Here is a 20,830-nt window from a genome sequence, read left to right on the forward strand (position 1 = left end):
AACCAAAATTTATTCTAAAAAATATGTGACTACTATCGCCCTGCAAAGAGAAGACCTGCACACTTGTGCCCGAAGACCTGGCCATAGCAGTCGGTCTGCAGAATTAGCCAGCGCTTGACGATTCGAACTAAGATTCGCCGGCGCAATGGCTTAGGTACCACGGGCCGATTATAACCCTGATACATTTTATCACCCGAGTGTATTGCGGCCTGCTCAATCAGAGCAATTTTCGCCAGATGTCATACCCCGCATATAGCAGCATCGATCCGAAAAACACGCCCGTGATGACTGTCAGTCTTTTCATATGACGCTGGCTGGATGAGAGCTGCGCCGCTAAACCCGCATTCTGCTCGGTCAGCAGCGCGACCAGTGCTCTTTGCTCGCCGCTGGCCGCTGCCGAGAACTGTTGCACAACGCGTTGGTTTTCAGCCGCCACGGCCTCGACCTGCGTCGACAGCCGGGTCAATAAACCTGCCACGTCCGTGCCCAGGGTGCTGACTTGCGCCGCCAAGGCCGAGTTGATCCTCTTGCTGAACTCCCGGTTCAACACAATTTCTTTCAAGACCTTTTCCACCACCTCGACCTTGGCCGCTTGCTCTTCACGCCCCAGTGTTTGCAGCCCTGCCAGGAGGGTTTCCTGCGAAGCTTGCTGCTGCTCGGCGATGCGAACGCCGACGCCAATGACCGCTGCGTTGAAATCAGCGACACTTGAGCTATGCGATGACGACAGCTGGCGCGACACTTCAGCGGCCGAACTTTCGATGTGCGGACGCAGCGCTTCGATCGACTGCGCCAGCTCCCCCTGCTGCCGGGTCGCCCCAGCGAGCGCATCGAGCAGCACGGCCTCAGTCGAGCTCACGCTAGAGGTGTGGACGGCCGTAGAGTGCTCGAGCAAGGCCTCGACTGAACGAGCATCACTCGCGCTCTGGTCGGTGATGTGTTTCTGAAGCTTGGTGAGCAACGAAGGGACGTCTTCTTCGCGGATCTTGCGCAACGCCTGCAGCAACGACTTCGTGGCTTTTTCCGCATCGTCCGCGGAGGCGCCCAAGGTGTCGTTGATCTCGGTGATAGAATCTCGTGTGTCCGCAAGGTCTCCACTCAGTGCCTTGATCGAGGCTTCGAGTGGGTTGAGAGGCTCCTTCAGGATCTTAACCATCAGCTCGGCAAGGGTCTTTTCTTTGTGGTGAATCTCTGTAACTGTACTCATTTTTCAGGCCCGGCCATCTTGGCTTAGTCTCATCAGTTCTACCCGCTGGTTGCTCAATTGCATACAGGCCAGCAGTTGCAGTAACGCGTCACAATCATCTTGCTCGTTCATCGCCAAGCTCATCCGCTGGCTGAGTTCGGCAAGGTATTCCTCATTGAGCAAGTGAACGAAGCGTTCGCACCGCTCGAGGTCTTGTTGCGAGGTTTGGGCAATGCGCTGCAACTCGCCGTGCTTGAGGGAGATTTCGTGCTCAACTCGCTCGCGCTGCTTGATCAGAAGCATCTGCTCGTACCGCTGCAGTTCGAGGTTGGCTTCGAGCGCCTTCATGTCGCGCTTGAACGCTTGGTCAAGCGCTGTCAATGCCCCGAGCCAATGTGTTTTCCACAGGCGGACCAATTCGTGCCGGGCTTCGCTGCCTGCGCTGTGAACCTTTCTCAAATCCTCTTGATAGTTTGATGAGAACAGATAGGTATCGAAGGTGTAGTCCGCGAGTGTGTAGCGAATGGAGCTGAACGCGTCGTCGATAATATCCTCGATCACCCGCAAGCCAGGCTCATTCACGAGCCTGCGCACGCCTTCCCAATACACGCAGGACTTCGACAATCGGGGATTGCTCTTGACCTCCAGGCGCATCCCCTTCAGCAGCCTGTAATAGTCATTAACCAACGTTCTGAGCGTCTCGCAGTCGTCCTTGACCGCGCCCTCCTTGGGAGGATAGCTACCAGAGACAGTGAATACCGGGCTCGCGGCGGCTTGTTCGATCAACTTCATGCCATCTGCCAATGTATGGGTCTGCAAGTCTTGCAATGCAGTACTCAACTTACCCTGCTCATTCTTGATCGTTGCGGTCCAGATGGCGATCTCGCTCAGAAGCCTCGTATTTTTGCGTTCCAGTTGCTCAATGGTCTGCTCAACCGCCTCGGTCTTCTTGTTCTGGATATACCTGACGCCCAAGTGGCTATCGAGCGTACTGCGCAGACGGCCAACAGGACTAGTGGATTGCGAGATCTGCTCCAGCAACTCGCTGCGCAGTCCGGCAATCAACGGCGCGATCCGGGCATGCAGTTCCGGCTCATTCTTTTGCATGCTCATCCAACTGGTGCCGAACTCCAGTGGAAAATACAGGTGCTCATTCTGGGCCTGATCGCTCAGGCGACCGAAGAGCTCGATCTGCTGGATGAGACGTCGCCGAGACTTCGAAGCATCGAACTTGGCATCCTCGCGAGCCGCGTCCTTGATCGACTGTGCGAAGTACGAATAGGTTGTGACAATACGAAAACGGTGCGGCATGGCCTGCCAGTCTTCGATTCCAGGCAGCGTCAGCGCCTCAGGCCGCAGGAAGCCCAGGTCATCCCCCCGGCCAACCAGCAACACCAGGTCAGCGAAGGGGAGATAAGTCTTCGCCATATGGTTCACATGCGCCTGCTCTGCCGCGTTGGCAGGGTTGTCGCCTGGCAGGTCCAGAATGCGGATTCTCGGCCCCTCGGCAGCCTGGCTGGCAAAGAAAGACGATGGGATATGCACTACACAGGGCGACTCGGCAACCAGTCGTCCGCCCTCCATGTCTTCCCTGAGCCGGCCAAGCGCCCGAGTAACGTCGGCTTCGGCCTCGAACCAGCGCGTTTTCGAGCGCAGAGTCAGTCCCCAGCGGCCGTTGGCCGAGCGGCAATACTCCATGGCGGTGGCCGTCGCCGACTTGCCCGCCTCGCGCCCGCCGCGCATGACCTGCGAGACCCTCCCCAGCTGGGCCGGGTCGATCCCCATCAGGTCGAGCAGCAGCGTGGTCTTGCCGACCTGGGTCTTGCCGAATATGACCACATAGGGCTCAGCCACTTCCTCCTTGAGCTGCAGCTTTTCCTGTACGTCCTTGCTCAATGTCTTGATCAAGCGCGCATAGGCACGAAACGCCCAGTCCGACTGATGTGCTTGCAGAGCGTGCCAATGGTCTATCACGGCTTGCTTGGCCATATCAGACACCACGGTCAGGGATGAACAATTGCAGGCCTGAAGCCGACGAGTCCAACTCGTAGCGCAAGTCACTGGTGATCGAGGTGACATCGGCGATGGCTTTGGCAAGCCGGTCTTTGCGCATCAGCAGTTCGTCCATGCGGTAGCGGGCACGCAGCCTCGTGCAGACGCGCGCGCGCGCCACGGCCATGGTCTCATCAAAGGACGTGCGAAGATTTTCAACATGGTGGTCATGTACCGTGCCGAGCATGACCCTCGCCTGGGCGCTTGCTGCTTTCTCGATGCTGCGAATCCGCGTTACTGCCACGCCAGTCAGATACGCGGCCGCGACAACTGCGGTTGCCGCCACTGCAGCGGGGTGCAGGGTGAGCGGCATCGGGAGCTTGGTCTCCGATCCTGAATTGCCTGAATCGCCAGCATCCCCTGTGTCCTCCGCATCCGCGGCAGCCGTCTGGCCGAAGAGCGCGCCTAGTATGTCTGAGTCTCCATCGCTGACCACGTCTACCGCCAGCACGGTGGCAAGCGAACGAATAGCAGTCTTGCCAAGCTCGACGCCTGTCCTGAGGTTCTCGACACTCGCTGAGACAGCATTGGCGCCAGACGTGCTGTCGATGGGTACGAAGTCCTGCTTGACGCCAACGACCTCAGGCACAGCGAAGAGAAGCCGGGTGTATTCCAGCGACATAGCAGGTATTAGCTCGGCACTGGTACCCACCTGTTTGCTGACATCCTGGTTAGCCTGCCATTCCTCCCGGCGTCCATTGCCCAGAAGGATACTGATATCACTGACCGCTTCAGGGTTTAGCTTCTCGAATCGAACAGGTTGACCCGATGCGTGCACAAAGCCCAGCTGGATCAGATTCTGGGATTTCGCCTGTGGCAAACGCGCACCCGAGCCCTCCCCCGATTTCTCTACGGTCACTCGCTCAAGCTTGCTCGCCGTTAACGACGATACGCCTTGCGAGTAGTTGTGAAAAAACGCCGGCGCCGCTTCGCGCCAAGATCCCTGGACGAGATCCTGCATCTTCACTCTGGTCTGGCTGGTGGTATCGAAGGCATTCGACAACCAGTTGCCGAAGCCCTCGTGATCGGCAATGAGCCGACGGTTCATTGCATCGGACGCTTTGGTAAAGGCCTCCCCAGCCAGCTTGCTCACAAGCTTATTATGCTGGCTCCGAAGCTCCGCTGCTGCCTCATCGAACCTGCCCAGAACCTCTTCCAGCACTTCAACACCATCAACCCCACTCGCCTTGTCGCTCGTGAAATACAGCCGTGCCTTGCTGCGGATCGCATTCAACACACGTGTCAAATCCTTGCCCACAATCTCAGAGAGATGACTCATCTGGAAGTGGCGATCCGATTCCCCGGTGAAATTGAGGTCGTCTATTGCGCGGCGCAGGTGGGGCATCCACTGTTCCATGTACTCGGCATCGTCGGTGCCGCTCAGAATGATATTTCGTTCGGCCAACTCGGGCGCCACCTGGAACGTCGCCTGGGCGCTTGAGCGCAGATCGGCCTGCCGCTTGGAATCGTTGCGATGGGCCTCGGTCTTGGAGACCACGATATACGGCTTACAGCCTTTGAGCTCGTTCTCCAGCATGTCCCTGACGATCTCGAGCTGCTGCTGGTTGGCCATGCGCGTCTCGTCGGTCACGATGATGCACCCACCTGCCGCGATCATCGCCTGGCGCATCAGCTCTTGCCAGGCGCGGTTATCGCGCTCCTGCTTCTCGTATCCCGGAAGCAGCAGCCACGCCTGGTTATCGCGCTTGAAGTAGCGTCGAGGCACTTTCAGAACTGGCAGCAGATCCTCGGCATTAGGGTCGCAGATGGCTCGTTGAAACTGCGGAACATCCACCTCGAAGTCATCCAGCCTGTAACCCTGCGACGTCGCGTCCGGAACCAGCCTGCGAACGTATCCCTGCGCGCGCTCGAGGCCCTCCACCTCTAGGATGAGTACCGGCATTTTCTCACCGCGGCCCTCATTGCTCTGCAGCCACCTCGGCCCATCGCCGCGCAGGTCGTAGATGCTCGCCATCAGCGTCGTCTTGCCCGCCCCCTGAGAGCCGCCCATTACAACAATCCAGGTATTACCCAGCACCTCAGCGAGCAGCAGGCGGCGCATCACCTCAAGCAGTTTCTCGTCGACTTCCTCGTTACCAAGGTCGGTGCAGGCTCCGCGTAGACGACGCAGTGCCTTGTTCAGATCGGTCAGCAGGAGTGCAGGTGATTCCATCGCCATTGTTTCTTCCTCGGTTCATCTTTGAAGTTAGATGCCAGACCCGTGCGGCGGACATACGTCTGCCGCAAGGGTATCGGCGGACGCGCAAGAAGCTTGACTGGCAGAAGCTCCGAATCATAAAGGTGTGAACTTGTAAATTACGCAGGTCTCGCCCAGCGGATCGTTCTCATCTGGCACCAGCAAATCAGGTCAGGGAGAGCGCTATCGTAATGCTGGCCATTTGCCTCAACGCGCGGCAGAATTCTACCGCCTGGTCTGTTCCAGTAGTCAAGCAACGTCATTTGCACGAAGACACATTGGCATTGCCAGCGAAGGTAGAACGGACTACACAAGCCTTATTCATAGAGAAAATCGACATGGACGCCCCTGAACTTCTAGCAGCTATGTCCGCTTCTGCAGCGTTTAGTACCCTGGCGGGCTATACCAAGGCTTTTGATCTCTTCAAAGCCATGGGCGTGAGCACAAAGGAACTGGTCCACTCGAACATCATTGCCTCGCTGTTGAACGATCGGGAAGCCCATGGCATGGGCAGCGCCTTCAGAGATGATTATGTAAGGTCGCTTCTCGGCTGCCGCTGCGAGGGCAATCCCCTCACGGAAACCGTACTTTCAAGCACTGCTGGCGTGCGCGCGACCGTGGCGCGAGAACTTGAACACATCGATATCTTGCTCGATTTCCCGTCCCTCAAACTGGTGATCGCGATCGAAAACAAGATATGGGCCCTGGACCAGAGCCGTCAGGTCGCCCGCTACCAGAAAGCATTGCAAGACCTGTTCCCCCACTATACCCATAGGGCGCTGGTGTACCTGACGCCCAAAGGCCGGGCGTCTCCGACGATCGATCCAGACTCCCCGACCCCGGTCTACTACCAATCCTATGGACAACTGGCCGAGCTGCTACGTCAGCAGACAAGCGTAGATCCGAAGGCCCTCCCGTTTATCCATCAGTTTGTCACTCACATCGAGAAGACCATGTCGGGAAACACCGAGCTCAAACAGCTGTGCTGGGAGATTTTCCAGCAAAACGAAGAGGCGTATCGTCATATCCACGACCATTTCGTTTATTGCCAAAATCGCAAGCTGCAAGAGCGCTTCGAATGGCTGGAGACCGAGGTTAAAACCGCGCCTATGTTTGCCGACTGGGCCGGCAGGATCGAAACCAGGCTGATATGCAATGTCGACAAAAAGCGATATGACTTGGACGTGCGAGTAAAAGAATGGCCCGCCGGTCTCTGGATCAAACTCTACAAGCACACCTGGCTTGGTGTTTTTCCTTACATCCTTGCCGCTGATATCCCCGAGTTGGCAAAACACCTACCCGACTTCACCTCAAGCCCGCGGGAGGTTCCTGACTGGGCTGGGCATTATGTGGCTTCAAGTGGCTACCAGATTAAACATGAACGGTGCATTTTTGACCTGGGTGACAAAGCGACGGATGCGCATTACAACCAGGCGCTGAGCAAGATCCGGGACTGCCTTGAAGAGACTGATCGGGCTCTAGACCCTAGCCTATCGGGATCGCGTTGATGCTCTCATCGCGCGATAAAACCCCATTGTGCTTCAGGCTGGAGATAACATGCTCGCTGCAATATTGAACGGCAAGCGCCGAGGTAGCGGCGTTGAAGGTAAGCATTCAAGCCTGGGAGATGCCGCCGGGGCGGAAGACATCCTTACTGCGACCATCGTCGAGCGCCTGATTTACCTGCCCGAATCTGTGCGTGATAGCTTCTTCGTTCAACTGTTGGGACCAGACAGATCAATTGGCACCTTGGAGGATTTCGAGTTCTGGCCATCCTGGTGGCTTGCCGAGCGACGTGTCGAACCCGATGTGGTGCTGTATGGGTCGGAGCGTACACTGCTGATTGAAGCCAAGCGCCACGACGATATCCAACAGCAATACGCTGTACAGCTGGCAAATGAGTTGCGCGCTGGTTGGGCAGGCAAACACCTGGGTGAAGGCTCGATACTCCTCACCATTGGTGGCCTTCAAAATTACACGCAAAAAAGCACCGCTGAGCTGGAATCCCAAATCGAGAAAGAACTGTCCGGAGCAGGCTCAGATTACGAGTTGGTATGCTGCAGTTGGTATCAGCTGTTCCAGGCTTTAGAGGCAGCGATTTCCAACGCATCGACGGACTCATCGCCAGGCCTTCAGCGTCTGCTGGATGATATTGCCGCCGCTTACGAATGGCATGGGCTGCGTATTCTTCCCCGGCGCTGGTTAGGTCAACTGTACCCCGTATCGATCGACTCCACGCGCGCCCCCCTCTTCGCGCCCGAAACCGTTAGCGCCAAGCGAGTCCCGAGCGGCGTAGCGACATCCCGCTTCCTATCAGACCTTTGCGCACCGTCTATTCAAATTACCCAATTTCCCATTGCACGTTGGAGCTGACTAACTTGACCACTGCAACCTCTATCGACAGCGCGCTTCTCGATGTACGCAAGGCCTATCGCCTGCTGGCGGATTATCAACAGCGGATTCTTGAGCTACTGGGCTTTATACGTGAGGAACTGGGCGCCGATTACTACTATCAGGTACCGCGAAATCGTGTGCCCCGGAGCCTGGAAGGGCTAGAGGTCAGCAACAGCGCAGGGCAACGTTTTCTGCCGTTCAACGACATCTCCGTACTATGGCTTCGCAACGCCGGGCAGGAAGACCCCGTGCATTGCCATGAGAAGGGTGATCTGTTGTTCGACGTTTGGGTCCGGAGCGACACTGGCAATGGCGCAGACGACGAAGAAGCATCTATCGTCGAGCACAGCCGAAGCGAGTTGCGCATCTATATCTTCCAATGCGTGGAACCCCACAAAGGGCCATACAATTGGTTTAGCCAGGTCTGGCAACAGACGCGCTATCCAGCAATGGGGGAGTTACTCGAATGTGATGACAATCCTGGTTATCGCGCCTACGCAGAGGCGTTGGACTTATCTGTATGCACCGATGAAGACGCCATTCGCACCGCCTTTAACGAGCTTAGAAAGCGCGCGTCGGAGAAGCTTGATCAGCAAATTTGATTTTTGAGCTTGGGCTAATTGACCACTACCCCCGACTTCGTATGGTGAAAATTTGACGCTTCCAACCGGATGATGGCATTTTGTCATTTCGGCAGATTCTAATCAGAGCCGACCTGACCTCGCGACGGCAAATGTCGTAGTGGCAGGGTTGCTCACACCAGGTCAGAAGAAGATAAGTTCACCGCTTTCGGACAAGTGATCCCATGAGTCCTTCAGGACTCAGTGATTTCAAAAGGACTTATTGATGCTCACAAAAATAACGTCGAATGCTCAAAATCCACTGAAAGCTTGGCTCAGCGAATTCCTGCTCAATCGTGAGCTGTTCAAAGGAACACATGGCAAACCTCTCTACAGCTATCAAGTGTCCGAGGAAGAGTACAAATCACTCCTTGAGCTGTTGAAAGAGCAACTCAGAAGAGTGGACAACCCCTTGCATGCCATGCACCTAGGGGCCTGCTTCTGCCTTTTCGTCAGTGAACAATATCGCCGCAACTACAACAGCTCATGGTCCTGGTCCGGAGCTGAGACGGAACTAGGGATTTCGCTGACCCCACAACAGCATGCATCGCTGACCAACGATGGGCTGGCCTATTGGAAGAGGCCGATACGTTTCCGGGATAGTGGCCGAGACTGGCTGGGTTCGCTGTTCACCGAAGGCGGCCTACCCTGGCCGCTGGTGCAAAGCGAGTCACATGGTTTCGGGCGGGCTGTACGCCGGGGCATCAAGCACTTCTACCGGACCGAGGGCAACCGTAGGACCACTGCTGACCTAATGGCCGACTTCGAGGAGGGCCTTCCGGCCGCTTTCCGCAACCTGGAGACACGCCGGCTGCTGGCAGGCATCGTCGACCAGCTCATGTATCTGGTCGAGCACTACCCCCTCAAGGATCAGCAGGACCCAGCCAGCCACCTCGATCAGCAGGCTCCCGGCTGGACAGATGCCTTCCCGATCCCGCTGGATGAAAGCAATGCCCGCACGCTGCTCAACGACTGGCTACGCGATGCGGGCCAGAAACGTCAGGAGCGCAAGAAGGCTCTCGAAAAGGGGCGGGCGTTTATCTGCGAGCACTTTCTGCATGGCTCGCTAACCCAATGGTCAATACGCACCGATCTGACCCTTCCACCCGAAGAAACATTTGCGGTAGAACCAACGACTCTGGGTAGCACCCGCCTGGAGCTGGCCTATTACGAAGGTGACCGGCTACTGGCCCGTAGTGGTTCCGTTTATGGCCAGCTCACCGTAGAGGGCATCAAGGTCCGTTTCGCCAACCCTCAAGTCACCGTGGAGCGGCGCGCGCCCGAGGAGCCACTGAGCCTGCGCCTGCTGGATAACGGCCGCACGGTCCATTGCCTGTTCTTCGACGGTAGCGCACTCGATTACCAGGAGGCTCCCCTGGTTTTCGAGAATCGCTCCGAGCGCTGGCAACTGGTGGCCACCTCCAGTTGCTCGGTGGCGTCCGGACTGGCACGGCTTCGCATTCCTCAGGACTTTTTCATCACCAGTGAAGGTGCCGCGCCAGACACCCTAGCACAGGATGCGGAGAATGGTCGCTGGCTGGAGATACACTCAGACCTGTCTCTGGCTAAGGGGGCCGACCACTACCAGATAGAGCTGAATCAGGCTGGTGGCGACGACCTGAAACCCACCCTGACGGGCGTTTTCGCACTCTACGAAAGCTCTCCCTCGATCGTCTTCCTGGGCTGGCCACGCCTTGAGCTGCCCGAAGGCTACCCCCACCCCCAGGATGAGCTGGTCGAGTTCGTCAACGGCGAGCTGCTGGACCGCCAGCGCAACAGCAGCTACGGCCTCGCCCGCTACACCCTACGCAACCGCTCTGGCAAAACGCTGCTGCAGCGCCGCTTCGGCGTCCTGCCCAAGGAGTTCAGCCTTTCCCTGTTCCTTGGACTGGGAGAGCAGCCCGCACGCCTCCTGCCCAAGAGCACGTGCCTGCTTGATCTGCAGGTCGTCAGCAATAGCCTGGCAGTGGAGCAATCCGAACATGCTCTGCACTTGCGCCACCATGAGGAGCCCCCCCCCACGACCTTCATTCTGGAGGCCGGCCAGGGCCTGCCCCCCATTCAGCTCCGTCTACCCTACCCCTACCAGGGGGCACGTCTTCTGGACCAGTACGGCAATCCGTCGCGGATCCGAGAGCTGACACTGGCCGAGCTGATCGGCTACCGCATCGCGTTGACCTCCGGTCTTCCGCAGGGCCAGACATTCCACATGGAGCTGGAGCTGATCTGTACGGAGCAACCGCACCCGAAACGCCCCTTCAGCATCCGAGTAGGCACAGCGCCTGTCATGCTCAACCTGTTCAGCTACCTGAGCGATATGCAGAATATGCTTAGCGCAGTTGACGAACAGGATGCCTATATCAGGCTTTCCCTGGAAACCGAGCAACCACTGCTGAAACTCGATATACGCCGTTATGGCGGGCAACTGCAGTGGGAGGGGCGGTATGCCTTCTATATCTGCAATACCTCCAATGCCGCAATGCTGGATGGTGTTCAGGCCGAGGCAATGTTGCTGTCCGACCCCAAGCGCACGCCGCTGCAGCTGACCGAAAAGACCAGCGAGACGGTGGGCACCGGATACTTCGATATTCCGCAAAAAATGCAATTTCAGGGGCCATGGCTGATCTATCCGGGCGAACAGTCGAGCGTTCGCTTCCGTCCGGGCCTGTATATCACGCCGGACAACATTCTCGACTCCGAGTCCGAGGTGTGCTCGCTGCACCGCGCCTCCGAGCTTTTCCACCCTCAGCACAATCCGCACGTCATCGAGCAGCAGATTGCCGCCATGGCGGCCAATTTCAACCACAGTGGCTGGCAGTATCTGGCAGACCTAAAGCAGCACTACCGCCACCTGCCGCTGTCGTCATTCGAAACTTGGAAAACCCTGTCGCGCAATCGGGAGGCGCTGAGCTTTGCGGTATTCCGGCTGGAAATGGATGAGTCGTTCTGCGCACGCATACGCGACGAGCTTGCTGTCATCTGGGAGGCCGTCCCGCTTCCGCTATGGGTACAGGCCTACCGACTCTTTCACGACAGCATGCTCCTGACCGGGCTTCCCAAAGCGCTGGTCAACAATCTCGTCTCGAACCGGGCCAACGTGCTGCGCTGCATCGTTTCCGGGTTCGACTACCTGGGCGACTATCTGAGCACCGGCAATCGCAGGTCGCTGACCAGACTGCCACCGGAAAGTGTTCTGCCTATCTGGTACCAGGATCTGCGGCGTCTTCACGAGTCCAATCGGAACTGGCCTACCCTGCTCGGAAGCGAGCTTTCCAGATGGGTCGACAGGCAGCGGCTCCCCCCCCTGGTGAAAGCCCTTTCGCTGGTGGAGTTCACCGACGCCGTGGTCTACCTGCCGATCTTCATGGCCTTCGTCACGGCCGGCAAAGCCAGAATCACCGACCTCCCGGTGACACCGGCCTATCTGAAATTTGCCATTCGCCTGGTTTCCGATTTTGACCGTCAGGGCTGGTTTATACCGGTGCACGCCCTGATGGTGTCCTATCTGCTCGCCTCGCAGGATGAGGCATAAGGAGTTGCAATGCGCTTTTTCAGGAACCTGATCGAGCAAAGCCTTGAGCGCACCCGTGAGGCAACGCTCGGGGTCATGGGCATCAATCATCCGGGCCTACGTCGTCACCTGGGCGAAAGCATGGTGAACACATTGGGGGCTGAGGGCTGCTTCCTTGCCCCGCCGGTATTCGAGCATACCTTTGGCTGGCAGGAAGCCGACGTGCGCCTGCAGGATCTGCCGTCGGAGGGCTTGCTGTCGCCCAGCCTGCTCGATACGCTGGCATGTGCGCCAGCCTACCGATTCCCGAAAACGGCATCCCCCTATGTCCACCAGCTACATGCCTGGCGCACTCTACTCCACGAAACACCGCGCTCGGCTGTCATCACCACCGGCACCGGTTCGGGCAAGACCGAATGCTTTATGGTGCCGATCCTTGAGGATCTGATCCGGGAGCAAGAGCGAAACGAGTCAGCCCTAGTGGGAGTTCGCGCTCTGTTTTTGTACCCGCTAAATGCCCTGATCAACTCCCAACAGGAGCGTCTCGACGCCTGGACTCGAAAATACGGCAGCAACATCCGTTTCTGCCTGTACAACGGCAAGACTGAAGAGCACTCCGACAAGGTCCGCAAGGAGCAGCAAAAGAAGCTCAACCAGATCCTATCGCGGGAACTTTTGCGCAAGGAGCCGGCACCGATTTTGATGACCAACGCCACCATGCTGGAGTACATGCTGGTGCGCCAGGTCGACAACCCGATTCTGGAGATTTCCAGGCAGCAGAAATCGTTACGCTGGATCGTCCTCGACGAGGCACACACCTATGTGGGTTCCCAGGCGGCCGAACTGTCTCTGTTGTTGCGCAGGGTGGTCCAGGCCTTCGGCCGGCAATCCGAGCAGATTCGCTTCATCGCCACATCGGCGACTATCGCCGGGGCCGATGCGGAAGTACGACTGAAACGCTATTTGGCCGACCTGGCGGGCGTCCCGCTTGACCAAGTAGAAGTAATCGGTGGCTCGCGTGTCTGGCCCGACCTTGATTTTGATTCGCCAGGCAACAATATCGCCTTGCAGGCTATCAGGGACATTGAGCCGGAAACGGCAGTGTCCGCTGCACGCTTCAAGGCCCTGTGCGATAACACCACCGCTAGGAGCCTGCGCCATGCCGTAGTCAGCTCCGGCAAACCCCTAGATCTTGATGACCTGATTAACGCAATTTCTAACCAATTGCAGGGAGGCAGCCCCCTGGAGCAGCAGCAGGAAGTGCTCGACTGGCTCGACACCATGACCGGTACTCATCCTGCCGAGCAGCAGCTGCCGTTCCTTAAGCTGCGGGCCCACCTGTTCCAGCGCATGCTGCATGGCCTCTGGGCCTGCGTCGACCCACAGTGCAGTGCCAAATCTGCTCATCTGCAGGACTGGCCCTTCGGCAACGTCTATGTGACCCAGCGTGCGCGCTGCAAGTGCAATGCCCCAGTGTACGAGCTGGGCTTCTGCGACGACTGCAAGATGCCGCACCTGCTGGCAGAAGATCGCAATGGCGAACTGCACCAGCCCAGCCCTTACGCCGGCGATGAGTTCGCCCTCAATCACGAAATCGGTGGCGAAGACGCGCCAGTTGAACTGCTGACGGCGAATGCCATGAGCACGCGTTTGATCATTGCCGGATTGCCGGCGGCACATGGCCCCTATTTCTCGATCAGCCTCGATCTGGAAAGCCAGAAGCTGGGAGTCGTGAATGCCACCCGCAACATCGGCATTGTGCTCACTGAGGAAAAGGACTGCTGTTGCAGCCTCTGCGAAAACTCATCATTTGGCACCAACGACTTTCTGAGAAAGGCCTACCTTGGCGCACCGTTCTACATCGCCAACGCCGTTCCGACTGTTCTTGAGTTCTGTCCTGATCCTGACAAAGAAGACTGCGAAGGCCGCTCACCCGAAGAGCTGCCGGGACGCGGGCGCAAGCTGATCACCTTCACCGACAGCCGCCAGGGCACCGCACGCACGGCGGTGAGGATGCAGCAGGAAGCGGAGCGCTCCCGGCTACGCGGGCTGGTATTTGAAACATTGAGGAACGCGCAGGCCAAGGCCGATGCCGCTCCGAGGGACATTCCAAACGGCAGTCCAGCCGAACTGCTCACTCTGGCTGAAAATCTGGAGAAACAAGGCTTGGCTGGCATGGCGGCAGATCTGCGCAAGCAGGCTGAACTTTTGCAGAGCGGCGCAGCACCTACCAATCAGGCCAAGACCATTCCTTGGTCGCAGATGGCCGAAACCATCGCGGCAGCCAAGGATATCGACAAGTTCATCCTGCGCTACAACCGATATGCTAATCCGGCGCTGTTCGATGGCAGTGAAGGTGGTCTCACCATGGCGCGCCTGCTGTTGGCGCGCGAGTTCTCCCGGCGCCCCAAGAACCAGAACAGCACGGAAACACTGGGACTGATCAAGGTCGGCTACCAGGAACTGGAGAAGGTGACGACGACTCCACCGCTGTGGGTCGATTCCCGCGCCATTCCCGCCCTGGGTGCTGCAAATGATTCCAGAAGCGCTCTGACGCTGGACGACTGGCGCGACTTCCTCAAGGTGGCACTCGACTTCTACGTCCGCGAGAACACCTTCATCCCGATGGAAAACAAGATGCGCCGCTGGATGGGTAGTCGCTTCAGTCCCAAGGCGCTTTACTCGCCCAAGAGCGACGTGCAGGAAAGCAGCACCATCAGGAAGTGGCCGCAGATCAAGCCGGGCACGCCCCACCGCCTGATCAAGCTGCTCGAACTGGCAACCGGCCTGAATCGCGCCATGAATGCGGATGCTGACAAGATCAACAGCTGGCTCGAAGCAGCGTGGCTGGCGCTGGTCAATGCCGGCATTCTCGAGTCCTCCGACACTGGCCATCGTTTGCGCCTAGAAACCCTCACCTTCTCGTTGCCCAACGAGGGCTGGGTCTGCCCCTTGACCCGGCGCATTTTCGATACCACTTTCCGTGGTCTGACACCCTATCTGCCGCAAAAACTGCTGAGCAAGGACTACCGCTGCCAAAAGATCCAGCTTCCCTCCCTGAGTACACTGATGCTGGACGGCTCCCCGGTACCCAAGCAGGTACAGATCCGTCAGTTGGTCGCAAGAGAGCCCGTCATTGCCCAGCTGCGCCAGGAGAGCCTGTGGACGGATATCAGCGACCGCACGGTCGAGGGTGGCTTCTACTACCGAACCGCAGAACACTCGGCGCAGCAGTCGGCAAAAAGGCTGGATGAATATGTCGAGGATTTCAAGCGCGGCGATATCAACGTGCTGAACTGCTCCACCACCATGGAGATGGGCGTGGATATCGGCGGCATCTCTGCCGTGGTGATGAACAACCTGCCGCCACATCCGGCCAACTATCTGCAGCGCGCCGGTCGAGCCGGGCGACGCAGCGAGGCTCGGGCCATCGCCTATACATTGTGCAAGGCCGATCCGCATAACCAGCGCGCCTTCGCCAATCCCAAATGGCCGTTCGTGACTGCCATTCCGGCACCGAGCATCACCCTCAGCTCTGCGCGGATCGTGCAGCGGCACGTCAACTCGCTTTTACTGGCGCTATTCCTGCGCATGCACAGCAGCAATGATCGCGACCGTACCAAACTGACCCTGCACTGGTTCTTCGCTCCAGACGACTCACCCAGTCAGCAGTTCATGGCCTGGCTCACGGCAAGCCCCGATGAATTTGACCGTGCCGTAAAGCAACTGGTGGGCGGCACCTGCCTGGAAGGTCGCTCGCTCAGCTCGATCACCGGCGAAACTCTGCTGGCATTGCGCGACCTCGAGGAGCGCTGGCTGGGCGAGTATCGCAATATCAACCACAAGCTGCAGGCCGCCAGCGACGGGCCATACAAGAAGGCCCTGGCGCTGGAGAAGCAGCGCCATGAAAACGAGTACCTGCTCCGCTATCTGGCGTCGTCTGCATTCTTGCCGGGCTATGGCTTCCCGACTGACGTGGTGAGCCTCAAGACCTACAACGTCGAGGACTTCCTGCATCATCAGCGGAAAAGCGATGCCAGTCGCGAGGACAGCATCTTCGACAACAAGGAAATGCCCTCGCGCAGCCTGAACATCGCCATTCGCGAATATGCTCCCGGCGCTCAGGTGGTGATCGATGGCCGCGTGTACCGCTCTGCCGGTGTCAGCCTGCAGTGGCATGCCGACGGGCAGGTCAACGAAGCACAGAAATTCGACATCGCCTGGCGCTGCCCTGAATGCGGCAACACGGGCGTGATCGAAAACGCCTATGCAAATAACGAGGGGCTTTGCTGCTCGCATTGCACGACTCCCATTCCACCCAGCGAGCGCCGCATGGTGCTGCGTCCGGGTGGCTTCGTGACCGACTTCTACGAGGAAACCACCAACGACGTCACTTCGCAGAAGTTCATTCGCGTCGAGCGACCGCGCATCCAGCTGAATGGCGAAAGCATCGCCCTACCCGACCAGCGTTGCGGCTTCGTGCGCTTCGGCCATGACGGCAGCGTCTTCCATCATTCGTCCGGCGAACATGAAATCGGTTATGCCGTCTGCATGGCCTGTGGGCGCGCAGAATCCATGCTCGCCTCGGGCGAAGTGCCCAGGGATCTGCAACCCGATAAAGCTCACCGCCCGGTTGGCGGACTGGCCGGCAGCCGCAAGGAGCACGACTGTTCGGGCGAAGCGGTCAAGGCCAGTCTGCACCTGGGCTACCAGATCCGTACTGATGTGCTGGAGATCTTCCTCAGGAATCCACTCACAGGTGAATGGCTTCCCGACACTCCCGAGGGCCGTCTGATTGCGACAACGCTCGGCGTTGCCATGCGCGACGTGATCGCCGACAGGCTCGGTATCGCCAGCAGCGAAATGGGATTCAGCCATCGCCTCGACCGCGACCGTGACACCCGGCAAGGCCGCTCGGTCATTCAGCTGTTCGATGAAGTCAGCGGGGGGGCCGGCTTCGTGCTGGCTGGCCTTAGCGATATCGCATTGCTGCTGGGCAAGGCTCTGGATCGGCTGCAGTGCCCAGCCAACTGCGAGAATGTCTGCTCACACTGCCTGGCCAGCCAGGACAGCCGTGTCGAGCGTGAAGAGCTGGATCGGAAGCTGGCACTGCGGTGGCTGTACGAATCCCGGCTAGTTGAGCATCTGGGGCTGCCCGATACATTTGCCGGCCTACATGGCGCGCGCTATTGCTCGGTTGGCCCTCTGCGCGAACTGAGTGCAGCCATAAACTCGCTGGATCGCCGAGATCCGACAGCAGCGATTCTGCTGTTCCTCCACGGCGAATGTGCGGATTGGGATCTCGACCATCCTCGTTTCCGGGAACAGGTGCTGACCTGGGCCATTGCCGAACGACTCAAGGTCCGCCTCGGCAGTGCTGATCCGGCACGGTTGAACGCGGAGCAAAAGGAAACCCTGGCACTGCTTGCCCGTCTGGGCGTTGAGCTAGTCGAGCTGCAAACCGGAACGTTGCAAGCTCCCTATCTGGTTGCCCAAGTGTCATCCCAGGCTGGCGCCCGAAGCCTTTACAGCAACATGAACAACGTCGGAGTGCCCGGAGCCGATTGGCTACAAGGACATGCCGATGTGGTCTGGGCTACCAGCAAACTAATGCCTGCGATTGCGGGCAACAGCATCGACTGCAGCGACTGGAGCCAGCCTCCTCAAGGCGCACGCATCGTCGAAGTCACCTCTCAGCTCGACGGCCCCGTCAACACTTTGAGAAAACGCATCGCCGCGTTAATCGACGACCAGATGCCGGAGTTGGCTTCTTTACTCGCCAATGATCAGGCCATCTCCGTCAGCTACTCGGATCGCTACCTGAAGTCACCTTGGTCGCTAATTCTCCTGAGCAGCTTCATGGAACTTTTCCGGAATGATCAACTGCAGTCGCTAGCCGTGCAGACTCTGGCGCCGAGCGGTAGCCAGCCAAGCTATCTACTCAGCCATGACTGGATACGCGTAGACGATCAAGAGGCGATTATCGAACTCTGGCTGAAAAGTCAGTTCGATATCGCTCCGAACATCAACGTCATGAACAGCCCCCGCGATCTGCTGCACTGCAGAGTCATCACCGTGAATTGGATGTCGGGCAAGACCAGCAAGATCCTGCTGGATCAGGGCATGGGCTACTGGCGTGGACGGATGCCGTACAGGGATCAGATGGGCTTCGACTTCAACGCTTCCCCTCAGGAACAGGTATTACAGATGATAGAAAAATTTTCATCTGCTCACGTGCAGCAAAGTGGGGAGTGGCCAACTTATATAAGTTGTTCAATGAATTAGGTCATCTTGAGTGACTTAGTCCCCCGCTTGGGCGGTAATAACTTGTCACCCAAGCGGGGAGGCAACATAGTAGCCAACGCCTGAAAATGGAGCGAATTCTTCAGTGATCAACTTTGTTTCTTGCGCATACGAGATGCGCAGCGAGCTAGTTCACTTCTGAGGGGCCTACCCTCACAGACAGCCGTAAGTTAAATTAGGTCTGATAAGCCACAGGTTATCCGAACCTAATCGCAGCGTTTAGCGAGATGAAATTGACAGAGCCGGTACAGATGCCCTCCTCCCAGCCACTGGCGCTAGCAGAGTTGGCCGACAGCACCCGCGCCGCTGCTGAGGCATTCATCGCGGCAGGCACTGCGGCTAATACCGTGCGCAGCTACCAGAGCGCCCTCACCTACTGGTCCGCGTGGCTGCGATTGCGTTATCGCCGCTCGCTCGGCGACGGCGCGTTGCCACCCGAGGTCGCCGTGCAATTCATCGTCGACCACTTGGCCAGGCCCGATGCTACTGGCGGCTGGACACACCTGCTGCCCCCGACCGTCGACGCTGCACTAGTTGCAGCCAAGGTCAAGGGCAAGCCGGGGCCACTGTCGTTCAGCACAGTTAGCCATCGCTTGGCGGTTTTGGCTAAATGGCATCGCCTGCGAAGCTGGGATAACCCAAGTGAGGCTCCTTCGGTGAAGGCGCTTCTTCGAGAGGCACGCAAGGCCCAGGCGCGGCAAGGCGTATCCGTCCGGAAGAAAACCGCCGTGGTGTTGGAACCGCTGCAGGCGATGCTCGCCACCTGCACTGACGGCGTGCGTGGCACGCGCGATCGTGCCCTGCTGTTGCTGGCCTGGAGCGGCGGTGGCCGGCGACGCTCGGAAATCGTTGGTTTGCAGATCGGAGACCTGCGCCGTCTGGACGCCGACACCTGGCTGTATGCGCTTGGGACAACCAAAACCGACAATAGTGGCGTGCGTCGGGAAAAGCCGCTGCAGGGGCCGGCGGCACAGGCACTTAACGCCTGGCTCGCTGTAGCACCGGCCAGCAACGGCCCGCTGTTTCGTCGCTTGTACAAAGGGGGGCGGGTCGCGACTGTTGGTCTGTCCGGTGACCAGGTCGCGCGCATAGTCAAACGCCGTGCAGCACTGGCCGGCCTCGACGGCGACTGGGCAGCGCACAGCCTGCGTTCGGGCTTCGTCACCGAGGCAGGACGCCAGGGGGTGCCTCTCGGCGAGGTAATGGCGATGACCGAGCACCGTAGCGTCAGCACCGTAATGGGCTATTTCCAGGCGGGGTCCTTACTGGGCAGTCGTGCCAGCCAACTCCATACGATGGAATCGTCCAACGAGAACGCGCCAAGTGACCTTCAGCCTACAGCGAATCCCTCCTAGCGCGCAGGGAAGCGCCCGCTAGATACGTGAACAAATACGGTGTGCAGCCCACACCACGCCACCAACCGCTTTAGACATCGCCTCCTAAGCATCAAGGTGCAGCTCGGCAAAGCCAGTCCGGAGCGATCGCCCGAAGTAAGTAGCAGTGGATGAAGCGGCATCTCAAATCAGTAATAATGGCCTACCGCCACCAAAGAACGCGCAGACCATGGCCCGAAAATCCTCCCTGTTGTGCCTCCACAGCCGAAGTTAAAACTGACGTCGCAAGAGATCGACCGTGGTATTGCCCGGTTATCCGAAAGAATTGCAGAGCTTCACGCCTTTGACCTCGGTACCGTCCGGAATGGCAATACACCCGAGCTAAAGGCTATGGAGGTTGCCATCAAGGACAGTCTGACCCGCTGTTTCGGCGAGGACACCAGTACCTACCGCACCTATGCGGCCGCCACCGACCTCACGTATTACCCGATGGTTTTCACCACCGGGCAGACGGTCGACTATCACGGACCAATTCAACGCAGGGTGCTGAACTCCATCGCGCTGCTTGAACAGGCACAGAAAAGCTTGAAGGAGGATTTGGCTGATCTCCCAGCAGCGGAGGATACGCAAAGCGCCTCGGGCCGTGAGAATAAGGTTGTCCATTCAGATCGCGTATTTGTTGTCCACGGCCATGACGAGGGAGCTCGTGAGTCGGTGGCTCGATTCCTTGAAAAGCTTGGACTCGAGCCCATCATTCTCCATGAACAGGCCAATCGCGGTCGGACCGTAATCGAGAAGATTGAAGGACACCGAGACGTAGGATTTGCGGTGGTGCTGCTCACGCCTGACGATCAAGGCTGCGTAAAGGGCGGAGAATTAGAGCCGCGCGCCAGACAGAACGTCCTGTTGGAACTTGGTTATTTCCTGGGCTACCTGGGGCGTGACAGGGTCTGTGCACTCAAGCGTGATCAGGTGGAAATACCCAGCGACTTCGCAGGCGTAGTCTGGACTTCGATGAGCGACGAGGGTTGGAAGCAAGCCTTGAGCCGGGAGCTACAGGACGCCGGCTACGAAATTGATTGGAATAAAGTAATGCGCAGCTAGGCAGAAGTCTGAAGCCCTGCCCTCAACCGAGCTGACAAAGGTTGCGATGGGGTGTAGTCTACGAAGATTGGCTCCGAGACTTTGTTGGCAAATCGCCTCCCCTTGGAGACGCCTGAAAGCCCGCCCTAA

10 protein-coding genes are annotated in these 20,830 nt (G+C 58.3%); 7 read left to right on the top strand and 3 right to left on the bottom strand.

Annotated elements, in window-relative coordinates; all coding sequences use genetic code 11:
- Positions 1-217 precede the first annotated feature (217 nt).
- From ACF8E5_RS01715 to ACF8E5_RS01725, 3 genes are all read right to left on the bottom strand, one after another.
- Complete coding sequence (locus tag ACF8E5_RS01715) at positions 218-1,207, bottom strand: hypothetical protein (RefSeq protein WP_392474816.1); 990 nt, start codon at positions 1,205-1,207, stop codon at positions 218-220.
- A gap of 3 nt (positions 1,208-1,210) precedes the next feature.
- The gene (locus tag ACF8E5_RS01720; protein ID WP_392474817.1) at positions 1,211-3,082 is read right to left on the bottom strand and encodes a hypothetical protein; all 1,872 of its coding nucleotides are present in this window, start codon (positions 3,080-3,082) and stop codon (positions 1,211-1,213) included.
- A 94-nt stretch (positions 3,083-3,176) separates the two neighbouring features.
- Positions 3,177-5,417, bottom strand: a complete 2,241-nt coding sequence (locus ACF8E5_RS01725) for a sugar kinase (RefSeq protein ID WP_280092488.1) — start codon at positions 5,415-5,417, stop codon at positions 3,177-3,179.
- A 356-nt stretch (positions 5,418-5,773) separates the two neighbouring features.
- Between ACF8E5_RS01725 and ACF8E5_RS01730 the strand changes: the two genes are divergently transcribed.
- The 7 genes from ACF8E5_RS01730 to ACF8E5_RS01760 all read left to right on the top strand — a co-directional run bounded on the left by ACF8E5_RS01730 (position 5,774) and on the right by ACF8E5_RS01760 (position 20,701).
- The gene (locus tag ACF8E5_RS01730) at positions 5,774-6,943 is read left to right on the top strand and encodes a PD-(D/E)XK nuclease family protein (RefSeq protein WP_392474818.1); all 1,170 of its coding nucleotides are present in this window, start codon (positions 5,774-5,776) and stop codon (positions 6,941-6,943) included.
- A 49-nt stretch (positions 6,944-6,992) separates the two neighbouring features.
- Positions 6,993-7,808, top strand: coding sequence for a hypothetical protein (locus ACF8E5_RS01735; RefSeq protein ID WP_280092490.1), 816 nt, complete (start codon positions 6,993-6,995; stop codon positions 7,806-7,808).
- A 5-nt stretch (positions 7,809-7,813) separates the two neighbouring features.
- On the top strand, positions 7,814-8,431 hold the full coding sequence (locus ACF8E5_RS01740; protein WP_280092491.1) for a hypothetical protein: 618 nt from the start codon (positions 7,814-7,816) through the stop codon (positions 8,429-8,431).
- A 244-nt stretch (positions 8,432-8,675) separates the two neighbouring features.
- A complete protein-coding gene (locus ACF8E5_RS01745; RefSeq protein WP_392474819.1) occupies positions 8,676-11,981 on the top strand; it encodes an STY4851/ECs_5259 family protein in 3,306 nt (1,101 codons plus the stop codon).
- Between the two features lie 9 nt (positions 11,982-11,990).
- The gene (locus tag ACF8E5_RS01750; protein WP_392474820.1) at positions 11,991-18,245 is read left to right on the top strand and encodes a DEAD/DEAH box helicase; all 6,255 of its coding nucleotides are present in this window, start codon (positions 11,991-11,993) and stop codon (positions 18,243-18,245) included.
- Between the two features lie 269 nt (positions 18,246-18,514).
- Positions 18,515-19,618, top strand: a complete 1,104-nt coding sequence (locus tag ACF8E5_RS01755) for a site-specific integrase (RefSeq protein WP_392474821.1) — start codon at positions 18,515-18,517, stop codon at positions 19,616-19,618.
- Between the two features lie 369 nt (positions 19,619-19,987).
- Positions 19,988-20,701 carry a TIR domain-containing protein gene (locus ACF8E5_RS01760; RefSeq protein ID WP_392474822.1) on the top strand — a complete coding sequence of 238 codons (714 nt, stop codon included), beginning with the start codon at positions 19,988-19,990 and terminating at the stop codon, positions 20,699-20,701.
- The last annotated feature ends 129 nt before the right edge of the window (positions 20,702-20,830 follow it).

It is taken from the genome of Pseudomonas sp. WSY_20, from assembly GCF_043104335.1.
Lineage (GTDB): Bacteria > Pseudomonadota > Gammaproteobacteria > Pseudomonadales > Pseudomonadaceae > Aquipseudomonas > Aquipseudomonas parafulva_B.